The following is a 13049-nucleotide window of genomic DNA, read 5'->3' as shown; positions in this document are numbered from 1 at the left end:
CCCGCACGCCCGTCATCAGAGGGTGCTCCTCGTGCAGGGTGGCGACCATGTTCGGATCCTTCTTTCGAGTACATGGTCTAATCTACTGGACCCCTCCGACACTGTCTCGTGTCCATCCACACCCCTCGTCCGCCGGGCTATCGAGCTGCCCAAGACCCCCCTTCGACGAGACTGGGGGTCATGACTCCCCCGGCCAAGTCCTGCGCCGCCTGCGGCCGTCGCATCGAGTGGCGCAAGAAGTGGGAGCGCGACTGGGACCAGGTCCGCTACTGCTCGGCGGCCTGCCGACGACGAGGGGTCTCCGAGCAGGACCGGGTGCTCGAGACCGCCATCCTGGACCTCCTCGCCCAGCGCGGCGCCGGCAAGACCATCTGCCCCTCCGACGCTGCCCGAGCGGTCGGCACCGACGACACCTGGCGCGAGCTGATGGAGCCCGCACGGCGCGCCGCCCGACGCCTGGTGGACGCCGGCGACGTGGAGATCACCCAGGGCGGCCACGTCGTGGACCCGTCGACCGCCAATGGTCCGATCCGGATCCGCGAGGCCTGAGCTGAGGATCGCCGAGCAGCCACTGTTCCGGCGACGTTCGGCAACAACGACGAAGTGCCACCGCCGGCGCGCAAGTCAGTCACCGCGCGTCGCGATCCGGTGTCGGTTGATGTCCCTTGCCCTGATGCAGCCGGCCCGACGAGCTGAGACGAGGTAGCGCAGACCGAGCTCTTGTTGCCGGATTGTCGGTACAGGTCGGCCCCGAGGGCCCCAGCCAGGCTGTGGGCTCGCTGGTTCACGCTCCCGCTGACACCGAAGTACTGGTGCAGCTCCGCGGAAGTCATGATCGCGTACGGGCCCGGCGAGATGGTTGGTGCTCGCGATGAGCCACGCGATGCTGGCGGCCGTGCGGTGCGTCGTGGACGCCCGATGGCGGTCAGATAGTCCGGGGTGAGGGCTCGCGCCGTCTAGAGCGACGCCGCTGTCATGGCCGCCTCAAAGCCCTTCTGGCGATGTTCGAAGCGAACCATCGACTCCAGGACGACAGGAACGCGGACCAGGTACAACCGTGCAGCGGGCGCGCTTGCGCATCAAGTCGTCCGGGGACGACGCCGCGAGCACGACCAGAATGGCGCTGGTCTCAGGCAGCGGCACGTCTAAGAACGTCTCCAGCAGCTGGCTCCAGGTCACGACCTCGTCGTCCTGCTGGAGGACGATGACCTTGAGGTCCGAGCTGGCCATCGTGCTGACGAAAGTCGAGCAGGCCCAGGTCGTCGTTGTCGTCCACCATCTCCCGAACGCCCTGCACAAGGTCCAGCTGCACCGGGTCCATCTCGGCGGCGAGCCCGGGCTAGTCAGGCTTCCCGGGCCGCGATGTCGAAGGACGCGTGCGACGTGGCGGGTGGCGTCCACGGTCCCGGTTCTGGCGATGTCCTCGGCTCATGATGATCAGGCTAACGAGCCCTCATCCGGTTGCGCGACCCTCACATCGACCTCACAGGGCGAGGTCGATGTAGGCCTCGCCCCCGCCGAACAGGTCGCTCACCTCGAGCAGCGAACCGGCGGCAGCGTCCTCGGGAAGGTCATAGACCAGCAGACCCGTCTTGGCGACGTCGGGCTGCATGTCCTCGAAGATGAGCGGTTCGCCATCATCACCAATGGCTGCGAAGGTTCCGTCGGAGTCGGTGGAGTAGGACTTGTCGTTGCCCCCCACCAGTGTCGCTGCGGTGTCGGAGAAGGTGCGCGTGTCGTCTTTGAGGTTCTGGATCGTCAGCTCCACGACGACGTAGGTGCCACCGGCCGTCTCCTCGAAGAACTCACTGCCGACCGTCTTCGTGGCTTCCGCACTCTCGACGGTGTAGCTGGTGCCCTCGAGCTCGACGGTCTCGCCGATGGCGATAGGCGCGTCCTTGGCCCCGACGGTCTCCTCCTCGGAGCCTCCGCCTTCGCTGCCACCCCCGGCGCTGCCACCGCTCGTGTCGCCCGAGCCGCCCATCGCCGCCCCGCCGACCGCCAGAACCACGAGTACGACCGGGATGATGATGCGCTTCTTCTTGTACCAAGGACGCTTCGCCTTGGTGTCGATCGCCACCGCAGCCTGGGTGTGCTCGGTCCACTGGTGGCCGTCCCACCAGCGCATCATCCCGTTGTTGTCCGGGTAGTAGCCCGCCGGCGTCTTCTGATCAGTCATGGTTGCTTCCTCGCGTAGCCGGGGCGGACGTACGTGCTTGCACGATCGCCTCGGAACCTCTGGTCCCCACATCCTGTGATCCCGTGTCGACGCCCGTCCGTGGAACACCGGAAGATGGTCCGTCCGGGCATACGGACAACCGAACTCGAGGTGGGCTGGCCCTCCCTCCAGCAGACCGGTGCTAGAAGAAGCTGCGAAGCCGCTCTCGAAGTGCGGGGTCACAGACGTAGATGAAGGTCCCGAGGATCCCGCGGGTCAGGAGCACCGCGTAGATGTTGCGGACGTAGCCGAGCAGGTCGTCGTCCGTGTACGTGAGACCGAGCGTCGAGTTGTTGGACTTGCCCCGACTGTCGAAGTAGCGGTCGCGGTCGAAGTAGATCCGTTCGGCGACAGGGTCGAATCGTAGATCCGGACCGATGATCACTCCCGCATAGTTGAGGTCGTATCCCTGAATCGTGTGGATCGAGCCCACTTCGTCGATGGACGTCGGGGAATCGACCCAGTCAGTGGTCACGCCGTTCCACCGAAGCCTCACCTCGCCGATCTCGATGTCAAAGGCCCCGGGTTCCTTCTTCGTCTTCCACCTCCAGGCATAGCCGGCAAGCAGCCGAGCCAGGCCCTCCCTGCCATTGAGCCGGACGATCTCCGACCTCATCGACTCGAGGTCGTCGAAAAACCTCAGGTCATAGCCGCCGAAGCTCATGCGATGCTCTTGTCGATCCGCAAGAACGTTGCGGACGTACCCGACGTAGTCGGAGCCGGCCTTGACTCGGTGCTGGGAGATCAGCCGGTACAGACGACCGGCGTCCTGGGTACGCGTGAGCATCTGCTCCAGGAGCGCCGTCGGCACGTCACCGGGCCGCACGCTCTGTGCCGAGTCGACGAGATAGATCTGGTGCTGGCTCTGGGCACGGATCCAGTCGAGCTGGGTCCACCAGGTCTCGTCACGTCCGAAGAGCTTGATGTTGATGTCCACGTAGTCGCGGTTCTGCATGCCCGATGCCTGCCGGGCTCGTTGGCTGAGCCGGTGAGCTTCGTCCACGATGAGCAGGTCAAACAGTTGCGCACTCTTTCCGACGTCGAAGGGGCTCAAGACCATCGACGGAGCAAGACCGGGCGTCTTCTTGAAGACTCGACGAATCGACTGCCGAAGTGACTGCTGGGGCACGACGAGCGCGACGCGGGTGTCGTGGAGCAGCTCGGGGTGCCCCTCGGTGAAGAAGTCCGAGAACAGCGACTCTCCATCCGCGGGCTCGGTGCCCTTGGCGTTCCGGATGTCACTGAGAAGCTTCATGAGGTAGATCCCCACGACGGTCTTGCCCGTGCCCGGATCGCCCTTGATCACGATCTCGCTCGACACCTCGCGGGTCAGGTCCTCGAAGAAGCCCTCCAGGATGTCGCTGACGGCAATTGACTGATCGTGCGTCAGGGCCTTGAACGGAGACAGCTTGAACAGGTCGGTGTTCTCGATCTCCTTGACGGACCTGGTGAAGAACCCCAGGCCGCGCAGCTCCTCGAAGATCGCCTCGAAGTTGCTCTGGTACCCGTCGCGGCCGTAGTAGTCGGCGTAGGTGATGCCCTCGTTGCGATTGAGCACCTCGTACTTGCCGTCGCCGGCGAAGTGGCGGATGAGGAAGGACTCCAGATCGAGACAGGCCGACTTGTTGAAGGTGCCATCAACCACGACATCGGTCCGGCCAAGTTGTCGCTTGCTTTCTGACTCCAGGTGCTGCCGCAACGTTCAGCGACTCCCCCACGTAGATCTCTCGATCGCCCGTGAGGGTGTAGACCACCGGCCAGTTGCGAAAGAGCGGGTCGAGCACCGACCACGTCGAGACGTCGTCGGCACCGAAAGCCACCGTCTCGAGCCTAAAGCTGGTCATACTTCGTGCTGCGTCCTCGTGCCTTCTCCACCGGATACTTCCCCCGGGTCACCGCAAGCTTCTCCCGCACGATCTGCTCGGCATCCAGATCGAGCTTTCTCGCCAGGAGGCGGCAGTAGGTCAGGACGTCGGCGAGCTCACTCCTGACTCGGTCCAGGTCAGCCTCGGCGCCCCACTGGAAGCACTCGAGCAGCTCCCCAGCCTCGATAACCACGCTCTTCGCCAGGTTCTCAGGCGAATGAAACTGGTCCCAGTCACGCTCGTTCATGAACTCGGCGAGCTCTTCGTCAAGAGGCAGTGCTGACATGGCCGCACCCTAGCAATCAGCCAGGTGCAGAAGATCCCTCTAGAGGCCCCCTCGAACGGCGAATGGCCGAGCGCGTCCGTGCTGCGTGAGCGGCTACTCCTGGGGGGACGGCCAGCGGGCCAGACCGGCTTCTCGTGAACTTCGAGGGACGTCCTGAACAGTCTCGTGGAGCAGTCCCCTAGCGTGGGTCGACGTGCCCCGCATCCTTCCCCAGTTCGCCCGATGGACCCCCGCCGCGCTGGAGGTCCTGCGCGAGACCGCGAGCCGCTACGGCGCCGTCATCACCACCTACCAGCTGGCCGACGAGGTCACGGCCCGCACGGGCGTGCCGAGCCCGACGGAGCGCCGGACCTGGATCGGCGACCTCGTGGAGATGACCGCCCTGGCGGCCGAGCGTGCTGGCGATCCGCCCTTGACGTCATTGTGCGTCCAGCGCGACGGCACCGTGGGCGAGGCCTACGTGCGCGTCGTCGCGGCCACCACAGGGGACATCGTCCGCGACGTCGAGCAGAGGGCGGCCGAGGACCGACTGGCCTGCTACCGCGCCCTTGCCGAGAACATGCCGGCCGACGGCGGCACCCCGCGGCCCGCCCGTCCGCGAAGCCCATCCCGCCCGGGCAGCACCTCTCGACCAGCCGGCACCCGCAAGGCCGCGGCGACGTCCTCGCGCGCCACGAACGCCGCGGCAGTCAAGCCGGTGGCGGTGTGCCCCACGTGCTTCACCGCGCTGCCCGCGACCGGTCAGTGCGACTACTGCGACTGAGCCCGTCCTGGACAGGGCGGTTGCGCCGGCCGGTCACCAGCCTGCGGGCTTGACCACGTTCGGCGGGGTGTCGGCGAACCACGGCCGCACCTCGTCCTCGGCGTGGCCGGCGATGCCACAGCCCACCTTGGTCAGGAGGAAGGTCAGCTCGGGGTGCTCGCGAGCGACGGCCACGAAACGCTCGGCAGCCGCACGGAAGGCGTCCGGACCCTCCATGGTCGGCAGGGCGTAGGTGCTGCCGGTCAGGCCCTCGCCGACGCCCCACTCGGCGTCGAACGTCCGGTGGGCGACGAGTGCCGCTCCCCCACCGTGAGCGCCGGAGGCGTTGCTGCCGAACACGAAGACCTCGTCCTCGGCCAGCTCGGTGATCTTCGCGGGCGTCGTCCTGGTCATGCCCGGATCATGGCGCAGGCCCCGCCGCATGTCGATGCGGTGGGGCCTGCGGGTCGTTCAACCGGCTGCGGTGTCAGTCGTCGACGACGTTGACCTCGACGTCGATGTTGCCGCGGGTGGCGTTGGAGTACGGGCAGACCTGGTGGGCCTTGTCCGCGATCTGCTGCGCCTCGTCGTGCGGCAGCTCCGGGATGACGACCTCGAGGACGACGGCCAGCTGGAAGCCGCCCTCGCCGTTGGAGCCGATGGAGACCTTCGCGCCGACGGTGGAGTCGCCGAGATCGACCTTCTCGGAGCGGGCGACGGCCTGCAGTGCGCTGTGGAAGCAGGCGGAGTAGCCGGCGGCGAAGAGCAGCTCGGGGTTGGCCGCGCCGCCCTTGCCGCCCATGCTCTCGGGGATGGCGAGGTCGAGGTCGAGCTGGCCGTCGCTGGTGCGGACGTGGCCGTCACGGCCGCCTCCGGTGGCGAGTGCTTCTGCGGTGTACAGGGCGTCCATGGTGATCCTCCTGGATGGTGGGTGAAGTCGTGCGAGCCTGAGGGTCAGGCGGTCTGGGGGTCGAGCGCCGCGACGCGGCGGGCGAGGGTGCGCAGGGCGAGGAACTCCTCGGCATCGATGTCGATGGCCTCGCTGATGCAGCGGGCCACCTCCTCGGCCTCGTCGCTCAGCGTCCGACCGGTGTCGGTGAGGTGCACGTGCACGCGGCGCTCGTCCTCGCTCGAGGCGCGGCGCTCGATGTGTCCCTGCGCCTGCAGCCGCCGCAGCAGCGGCGAGAGCGTCCCGCTGTCGAGCTTGAGTCGGCTTCCGAGGGCCGAGACCGTCAGGCCGTCGTCCTCCCACAGCGCCATCAGCACGAGGTACTGCGGATAGGTCAGGCCGAGCCGCGCGAGCGGCTCGCGGTAGGCAGCCGTCATCGTGCGCGAGGCGGCGTGCAGCGCGAAGCAGAGCTGGTCGTCGAGCCGGACGGTGGTCATAGAAAAAGCATTGCATGCAATCTAATTGTGCACAATCATTCTGTTGGTGACGTCCGCCACTTCTCTTTCACCAGGCCGAGGCAACGACAAGGGCCGCTCTCCCCGCGGGTGGCTAGGCTGACCTGCCATGCATCGGATCTTCACCACCAGCGTCGCCTCGGTCTACACGCACTACGTGACCAAGGTCGAGCGCAAGGGCCGGACACAGGCCGAGCTCGACGAGGTCATCTGCTGGCTCACCGGCCTGGACGAGGCCGAGCTGAGGCATCACCTCGAGGCAGAGACGACGTTCGAGGACTTCTTCGCCGCGACGACGCTGCACCCAAACGCGTCGCTCATCACGGGGTCGGTCTGCGGCGTGAAGGTGCAGGAGGTCGAGGACCCGCTCATGCAGAAGATCCGCTTCATGGACAAGCTCGTGGACGAGCTGGCCAAGGGCCGCCCGATGGAGAAGGTCCTGCGGACCTGATCAGCCGATGACGTCCACGATGCGCGTCCCGTCGGGAACCGCGGTGGTGACGATCTTGCGATCGAGGGTGACGAGTCGTGCGCCGAGGGATCCCGCCAGGGCCAGGAGATAGGTGTCGGTGACCTGGCTGCTGGTGAGCATCGGTCCGATCGAGCCGTCGAGGAGGCTGATCGAGTCGGGCTCGAATCGGTGATCGCCGATCGAGGTCAAGCTACGAAGGCTGTCCACCACGGCTCTGAGTGGCTGGACGTTGGGGTATCGAGGATGACTCACGATCCGCAGGACACCGTTCTGCGTCAACGGGACGGAGATCCACTCGCCTCGACCTGCGTCCGAGAACCAACGATGCGCCGTCTCGTGGTGCACGTGCGTCGGGTCGATCAACGCGATCAGGACGTTGACGTCGGGCAGGCAGGAGGTCACGGCAGCTCGTCGAGCAGCGCCTCGACGTCCTCGGGCCTGGACACAACACCGTCGGAACGGGGCAGAAGCAGCACGCCGTTGCGGTGGGAGCCGCTCTTCGTTGTCTCCAGGGAGGCGCGCGCGAGCTCCGACACCACCTGACCGATCGACTGTTGGCGAGCGGACGCCAGCTGCCGTGCGGCCGCGAGCACGTCGTCGTCGATGGTGATGGTGGTTCGCACGTCATCAAGCATCACGCATCACCCGGGGATGTTCAAGGCTCGTCCGATCGTCGACGTCTTCGTTGCTCATGGAGGCACGGTCGCAAGGGAGCGGCGCCGACGCGTCGCATTGTCCACAGGGCGATGCAGCGCGCCACCTCCTCGGCCTCGCCGTCGGGTCGGCGCCCGGCGGCGGTCAGATGCACGTGCAGCCGGCGCTCATCGTGGACTCTCATGCCCAGGCTCGTCATCCAAGCCCACGGACACGGCGTCGCCGCTACAGCGAGTGGGGGCCTCTGGCGGTCCCGGAGGCGAGGCATTCTGTCCACTGGGCCTCGGTCGCCACGCTGAACGCCGGCCCGGGGGCGATGAAGACCTCGCGATCGATCGCAGGCCCCACCACCAGGACGCCGTGGTCGAGGAGAGACGCCCGGGGGCCCTCGGAAGCGAGGGCGTCGGCGAGGTGGCTGGTCTCGTGCAGGAACAGTCGTTGGCGGCCTCCGCCGGTCTCCACGTCGACCCACTGCGGGTCGAGGGCGATGACGAGGCCGGACGTGCCGATGCCGTGGCGCTTCCAGAGCCCCAGGGCGAGCTTGAGCTGGATGAAGCTGAGGTGATGTCCGTGCTGCTCAAGGGTGCAGACGAGCGACGACGAGTGGTGCATGAGAGTTCTCCGAGCTGGACCCAGCGGTCCTCCGCTTGCCGCAGGCGGATGCGCTACGGCCCGCTCGTTGCCTGGGGCACCCACCACGGGAGGGGGTTGCCGGACGACCAGCCAGGTACTTGACGTCGTCACTCTGGAGCGTCACCTCAGCCTAGAGCGTCGCACCGACAGAAGGCGGCCATGAGCCTGGCGAGGGACCCCGCCTGGGACCTTTTCGATCGGCAGAGAACCCAGGACGTGGCGTGGCCCTAGTGGCCCGCGATCCGCTTGAGGACCTCCGGTCCCCCGACGTTCTCGATGTGCTCCGGGTCGCCGCAGACGACAAGCAGGTCCCGGGCGCGGGACAGGCCGGTGTAGAGCCGCTCGACGGCGCGGTCCATGCCGGGGCGCTCGTTGATGGCGAGCACGACGGCGGGACGCTCCAGGCCCTTGAAGCCGAGGACGCTGCCGTAGAAGACCTGGTCGCGGTACCAGAAGGAGTCCCAGTACGCCTCCCAGCCTTCCTCCTGCCGCGCCTTCTGCTCGGGGTGGCGGCTGCCTGTGGCGATGAGTGCGACGTCGGAGGGTTGCCAGCCCTCCCCCAGCAGCTCGTCGACGACGTCGTCGGCGCGCTCGATGGCGGCATCCTGCGCGCAAGGCACGAAGCGCACCTCCGGACCTTCGTGGGTGGAGAGCCGCATCCGATTGGGTGCCAGAGGGGAGAAGGTCGAGGAGATCTGACGCGTGTTGCGCAGGGGGTCGGCAGTTTGAGTAGATCGGTCGGTCCGTCGACAGGAAGCAGCACGAGTCTCACCGCCTAGCGGCCCCCATCACCGGTGCTCGTTCCAGTGCTTCTGAAGCCACTCGACCCGCTCGTCATTTACCTGAACAGCAAGTGGACGATCGTGCAGTCGCGCGTACTGAGGGAAAGTTTCGAGGTCATTGCCGACGTCGACTTTCAGGGTTCCCGGATGGACTGCGAGCGAGCCATCGTCGAAGAGCCGATGGACATCGCGTCGTAGAAGGAGACCGCCATGCTCGAAGTGCTCGCCCAATTGCGCGTAGCTATAGAGGTGTCCTGCGTCGAGGACACGCTTTGGCGCTTCCCCTGTGAAGGCGCAACGCCCTCCGTAAGTCTTGAGGAGCTGATCTCGGAACTTGCGCTGACCTCGGCGGACCCTGACGAGGGCTTCGGAGTGGCCTTGGGAGAACTCCATGCTCGTGTCAGCTTGCGACGGAAAGAAGAGGTCCGGCGACCGGTCGGCTACGCGCTTGAGGGCCTGGTGCGCTCCGTGCTGGGAGATCGCTGTCGAGAACGCATCCCAGTCGAGGGGTCGCATACTGAGTTGACTCTTTGGCGACTTGCACAACTGGCGAAGCTCTGGCCCGGACAGCAAGTTCTCAAGAGGCGTCCAAGCCGCGTCATGACGTGATGTGTACTTGGTGACCTCGACGAACGACGTGGCAGGCTCGTCGAATTCGAACCCACAGTTCTGACAGCGGAAGCGAGGAGCTTTGGTCCTTCGCTCGTTGATGTTCGATCGACCGCACTGAGCATTGGCGCAGCGGCGAAGCGCTTTCACTTCACTCTCGGCTTCGATCGCCTCGATCACTGACAAGCCAAGGAGGCGCTCTTTGTCCCAGATGGCTACCGAGTCACCAACGCGCACATTCGCGTGGTTGTTGACCGTGCTGTCCCACGAGTAGTAGACATCCGCTTGATCGTCGTATCCGGTGTTGCCCCCGTACTGACGGTTTTCCCCGACGGCCATGAGGAGCCAGGCCGCCGGAGGCCGAGCGTCAGTCATGCGCTCAGCATCTCACTGGTCAGTTCGAGAGAGTGGAGCTTCGCCAAAGACGGCTGCGCCCCGACCCCACCGGGCCGGGGCGCAGTCATCATGATCAGCTGCAGCCGCTGGTGCTTCCGCAGCCCTCGCAGACGTGGCAGGAGCCGGCGGGGCGCATCTTGGTGCCGCAGGTCATGCACAGCGGGGAGTCGACGGCGGAGCCGGTGATCTCCTCCAGGAGCTCGGCCGAGGTGTGGGCCGTGCTCGGTGCCGGCTTGGCGGTCTCGGCCTGGACCTCGGCCGCCTCGGGGGCGACGTCGGCCTGGGTCTTGACCTCGGCTGCAGCCTCGGCCGCGGCCGACTCCTTGAGCGACTCCGGGGCCGTCTCGACGAGCTCGGCGGCCGTGGAGCCCTTGCTGACGGGCTGGTGGCTGCCGGTGTCGAGGTAGCGCTGGCGCTCGTCGGCGGAGTGGATGCCCAGCGCCGAGCGGGTATCGAAGTCCATGTAGTCCAGCGCCAGGCGGCGGAAGACGTAGTCCATGATCGACTTGCTCATCCGGACGTCGGAGTCATCGGTCAGGCCCGACGGCTCGAACTGCAGGTTGGTGAACTTGGAGACGTAGGTCTCCAGCGGCACGCCGTACTGCAGGCCGATGGACACCGCGATGGAGAAGGCGTCCATGACGCCCGAGAGCGTCGAGCCCTGCTTGCCGAGCTTGAGGAAGATCTCGCCCAGGTCGCCGTTGTCGTGTGCACCGGAGGTCATGTAGCCCTCGGCGCCACCGACGCTGAACGACGTCGTGATCGACGTGCGCGACTTCGGCAGCCGGCGACGGATCGGCTTCTCCACCACGACCGTCTTGACCTCGGCGTCCTTGGCCGAGGCCGACGTCTTGTCGTCCTGGCTCTTCTGGCTGGACAGCGGCTGGCCGACCTTGCAGTTGTCGCGGTAGACCGCGAGCGCCTTCAGGCCGAGCTTCCAGCCCTGGAAGTAGACGTCGGCGATCTCCTCCACCGTGGAGGTCTCGGGCATGTTGACCGTCTTGGAGATGGCGCCGGACAGGAACGGCTGGGCCGCCGCCATCATCCGCACGTGGCCCATCGGCTTGATGGCCCGCTCCCCCACGGCGCAGTCGAAGACGTCGTAGTGCTCGGGCTTGAGGCCCGGGGCGTCGATGACCTGACCGTGCTCGGCGATGTACTCCACGATCGCCTCGATGGTCTCGCCGGTGTAGCCCAGCTTGGTCAGCGCCGCCGGGACCGTCTGGTTGACGACCTGCATGGAGCCGCCGCCGACGAGCTTCTTGAACTTGACCAGCGAGAAGTCCGGCTCGATGCCGGTGGTGTCGCAGTCCATCATGAAGCCGATGGTGCCGGTGGGCGCGAGCACGGAGGCCTGGGCGTTGCGCCAACCGTTCTTCTCACCGATCTTGAGGTTCTCGGCCCACTGCTTGGTGGCCTCACGGTGCACCGCGATGTCCATGGCGTGCAGCGTGCGCACGTCGTCGTTGGCGGACAGGTGCTTGCGCATGACCCGCGTGTGCGGGGCGGCGTTCTGGGCGAAGCCGTCGTAGGCACCCACGACGCCGGCCAGCTCCGCGGAGCGGCGGTAGGACGTGCCGGTCATCAGCGAGGTGATCGACGCGGCCAGCGCGCGGCCACCGTCGGAGTCGTACGCCAGGCCCGAGGCCATCAGCAGCGCGCCGAGGTTGGCGTAGCCGATGCCCAGCTGGCGGTAGGCGCGGGTGGTCTCACCGATCGGGTCGGTCGGGAAGTCCGCGAAGCAGATCGAGATGTCCATCGCCGTGATGATCAGCTCGACGCTCTTGACGAAGCGCTCCACGGCGAAGCTGCCGTCGGCCTCCAGGAACGTCAGCAGGTTCAGGCTGGCCAGGTTGCAGCTGGAGTTGTCCAGGTGCATGTACTCGCTGCACGGGTTGGACGCGGTGATGCGGCCCGTCTCCGGCGTGGTGTGCCAGTCGTTGATGGTGCCGTCGTACTGGATGCCGGGGTCGGCGCAGGCCCACGCGGCCTGGGCCATCTTGCCCCACAGGTCACCCGCGTCGATCTCCTCGATGACCTCACCGGTCATGCGACCACGCAGGCCGAAGGAGGTCTTCTCCTCCACTGCGCGCATGTACTCATCGCTGACGCGGACGGAGTTGTTGGCGTTCTGGTACTGCACCGACGTGATGTCGTTGCCGCCCAGGTCCATGTCGAAGCCGGCGTCGCGCAGGACGCGGATCTTCTCCTCCTCCTTCTCCTTGGTCTCCACGAACTCCACGATGTCGGGGTGGTCGACGTCCAGCACGACCATCTTGGCCGCGCGACGCGTGGCGCCACCGGACTTGATGGTGCCGGCGGAGGCATCGGCGCCGCGCATGAAGGAGACCGGGCCGGAGGCCGTGCCGCCGGAGGAGCGCAGCAGCTCCTTGGAGGAGCGGATCCGCGAGAGGTTGAGGCCGGCACCGGAGCCGCCCTTGAAGATCAGGCCCTCCTCGCGGTACCAGTTCAGGATCGAGTCCATCGAGTCGTCGACCGCGAGGATGAAGCAGGCGCTGACCTGCTGCGGGCTGGAGGTTCCCACGTTGAACCACACGGGGCTGTTGAAGCTGAAGACCTGGTGCAGGAGCATGTGCGTCAGCTCGTGCTCGAAGACCTCGGCGTCGGCGTCGGTGGCGAAGTAGCCGTTCTCCTTGCCGGACTTGACGTACGTCAGCACGACGCGGTCCAGCAGCTGGCGCAGGCTCTGCTCACGCTCGGGCGAGCCGACGGCACCGCGGAAGTACTTGGTCGTGACGATCGTGGAGGCGTTGACGCTCCAGGAGTCCGGGAACTCCACGCCGCGCTGCTCGAAGACGGTCTCGCCGGTCTTCCAGTTGGTCTGCACGACGTCGCGACGCTCCCACGTCACGGCGTCGTAGGGGTGCACACCCTCGGTGGTGAAGACGCGCTCGATGGTCAGGCCCTGACCCTTGGCGCGCTTGCTGCGTGGGGAACCCGTGGTTCCGTCGACCGTCTCCGTCATGC

At 66.6% G+C, this 13049-nt stretch carries 16 protein-coding genes and 1 riboswitch; of the genes, 3 read left to right on the top strand and 13 right to left on the bottom strand.

Annotation, left to right across the window (positions count from 1 at the left end):
• The first annotated feature begins 180 nt into the window (after window positions 1-180).
• The gene (locus tag ACHAAC_RS15675; protein WP_435717243.1) at window positions 181-549 is read left to right on the top strand and encodes a DUF3253 domain-containing protein; all 369 of its coding nucleotides are present in this window, start codon (window positions 181-183) and stop codon (window positions 547-549) included.
• A gap of 435 nt (window positions 550-984) precedes the next feature.
• Here the strand turns inward: ACHAAC_RS15675 and ACHAAC_RS15670 are convergent, their stop codons facing one another.
• From ACHAAC_RS15670 to ACHAAC_RS15655, 4 genes are all read right to left on the bottom strand, one after another.
• Window positions 985-1230, bottom strand: coding sequence for a hypothetical protein (locus tag ACHAAC_RS15670; RefSeq protein WP_435717242.1), 246 nt, complete (start codon window positions 1228-1230; stop codon window positions 985-987).
• A gap of 253 nt (window positions 1231-1483) precedes the next feature.
• Complete coding sequence (locus tag ACHAAC_RS15665; RefSeq protein ID WP_435717241.1) at window positions 1484-2179, bottom strand: DUF4352 domain-containing protein; 696 nt, start codon at window positions 2177-2179, stop codon at window positions 1484-1486.
• 181 nt (window positions 2180-2360) lie between these two features.
• Window positions 2361-3863 carry a DNA/RNA helicase domain-containing protein gene (locus ACHAAC_RS15660; protein WP_435717240.1) on the bottom strand — a complete coding sequence of 501 codons (1503 nt, stop codon included), beginning with the start codon at window positions 3861-3863 and terminating at the stop codon, window positions 2361-2363.
• Window positions 3864-4048: 185 nt separating this feature from the next.
• Window positions 4049-4369 carry a nucleotide pyrophosphohydrolase gene (locus tag ACHAAC_RS15655; protein ID WP_435717239.1) on the bottom strand — a complete coding sequence of 107 codons (321 nt, stop codon included), beginning with the start codon at window positions 4367-4369 and terminating at the stop codon, window positions 4049-4051.
• Between the two features lie 193 nt (window positions 4370-4562).
• Here ACHAAC_RS15655 and ACHAAC_RS15650 point away from each other — a divergent pair, with 193 nt between their 5' ends.
• Window positions 4563-5132, top strand: a complete 570-nt coding sequence (locus tag ACHAAC_RS15650; RefSeq protein WP_435717238.1) for a hypothetical protein — start codon at window positions 4563-4565, stop codon at window positions 5130-5132.
• Window positions 5133-5165: 33 nt separating this feature from the next.
• Here the strand turns inward: ACHAAC_RS15650 and ACHAAC_RS15645 are convergent, their stop codons facing one another.
• The 3 genes from ACHAAC_RS15645 to ACHAAC_RS15635 all read right to left on the bottom strand — a co-directional run bounded on the left by ACHAAC_RS15645 (window position 5166) and on the right by ACHAAC_RS15635 (window position 6497).
• Window positions 5166-5525: an A1S_2505 family phage non-structural protein gene (locus tag ACHAAC_RS15645; protein ID WP_435717237.1), complete on the bottom strand. Its 360-nt coding sequence runs from the start codon at window positions 5523-5525 to the stop codon at window positions 5166-5168.
• Between the two features lie 73 nt (window positions 5526-5598).
• Window positions 5599-6021 carry an organic hydroperoxide resistance protein gene (locus ACHAAC_RS15640; RefSeq protein ID WP_435717236.1) on the bottom strand — a complete coding sequence of 141 codons (423 nt, stop codon included), beginning with the start codon at window positions 6019-6021 and terminating at the stop codon, window positions 5599-5601.
• A 44-nt stretch (window positions 6022-6065) separates the two neighbouring features.
• Window positions 6066-6497 carry a MarR family winged helix-turn-helix transcriptional regulator gene (locus ACHAAC_RS15635; RefSeq protein ID WP_435717235.1) on the bottom strand — a complete coding sequence of 144 codons (432 nt, stop codon included), beginning with the start codon at window positions 6495-6497 and terminating at the stop codon, window positions 6066-6068.
• Between the two features lie 127 nt (window positions 6498-6624).
• Between ACHAAC_RS15635 and ACHAAC_RS15630 the strand changes: the two genes are divergently transcribed.
• A complete protein-coding gene (locus ACHAAC_RS15630; RefSeq protein WP_435717234.1) occupies window positions 6625-6966 on the top strand; it encodes a DUF2200 domain-containing protein in 342 nt (113 codons plus the stop codon).
• Here the strand turns inward: ACHAAC_RS15630 and ACHAAC_RS15625 are convergent, their stop codons facing one another.
• The 6 genes from ACHAAC_RS15625 to ACHAAC_RS15600 all read right to left on the bottom strand — a co-directional run bounded on the left by ACHAAC_RS15625 (window position 6967) and on the right by ACHAAC_RS15600 (window position 13047).
• Window positions 6967-7389, bottom strand: a complete 423-nt coding sequence (locus ACHAAC_RS15625) for a TA system VapC family ribonuclease toxin (RefSeq protein ID WP_435717233.1) — start codon at window positions 7387-7389, stop codon at window positions 6967-6969.
• Window positions 7386-7610: a hypothetical protein gene (locus ACHAAC_RS15620; protein WP_435717232.1), complete on the bottom strand. Its 225-nt coding sequence runs from the start codon at window positions 7608-7610 to the stop codon at window positions 7386-7388. Before ACHAAC_RS15620 ends, ACHAAC_RS15625 begins: the two co-directional genes overlap by 4 nt.
• Before the next feature lie 256 nt (window positions 7611-7866).
• The gene (locus ACHAAC_RS15615; RefSeq protein WP_435717231.1) at window positions 7867-8253 is read right to left on the bottom strand and encodes a hypothetical protein; all 387 of its coding nucleotides are present in this window, start codon (window positions 8251-8253) and stop codon (window positions 7867-7869) included.
• Between the two features lie 26 nt (window positions 8254-8279).
• Window positions 8280-8393: riboswitch (SAM riboswitch) on the bottom strand.
• 108 nt (window positions 8394-8501) lie between these two features.
• The gene (locus ACHAAC_RS15610) at window positions 8502-8894 is read right to left on the bottom strand and encodes an ATP-binding domain-containing protein (protein WP_435717230.1); all 393 of its coding nucleotides are present in this window, start codon (window positions 8892-8894) and stop codon (window positions 8502-8504) included.
• Window positions 8895-9062: 168 nt separating this feature from the next.
• Window positions 9063-10040 carry an HNH endonuclease gene (locus ACHAAC_RS15605; protein ID WP_435717229.1) on the bottom strand — a complete coding sequence of 326 codons (978 nt, stop codon included), beginning with the start codon at window positions 10038-10040 and terminating at the stop codon, window positions 9063-9065.
• Window positions 10041-10134: 94 nt separating this feature from the next.
• Window positions 10135-13047 (bottom strand): vitamin B12-dependent ribonucleotide reductase, encoded by a 2913-nt coding sequence (locus tag ACHAAC_RS15600; RefSeq protein ID WP_435717228.1) that lies wholly within the window; start codon window positions 13045-13047, stop codon window positions 10135-10137.
• Between the last annotated feature and the right edge of the window lie 2 nt (window positions 13048-13049).

The sequence above is a fragment of the Aeromicrobium sp. CF4.19 genome, from assembly GCF_051262555.1.
Classification (GTDB): domain Bacteria; phylum Actinomycetota; class Actinomycetes; order Propionibacteriales; family Nocardioidaceae; genus Aeromicrobium.
The sequence above is the reverse complement of the archived record's forward strand: the minus strand, read 5'-3'. Positions and strand labels throughout refer to the sequence as shown.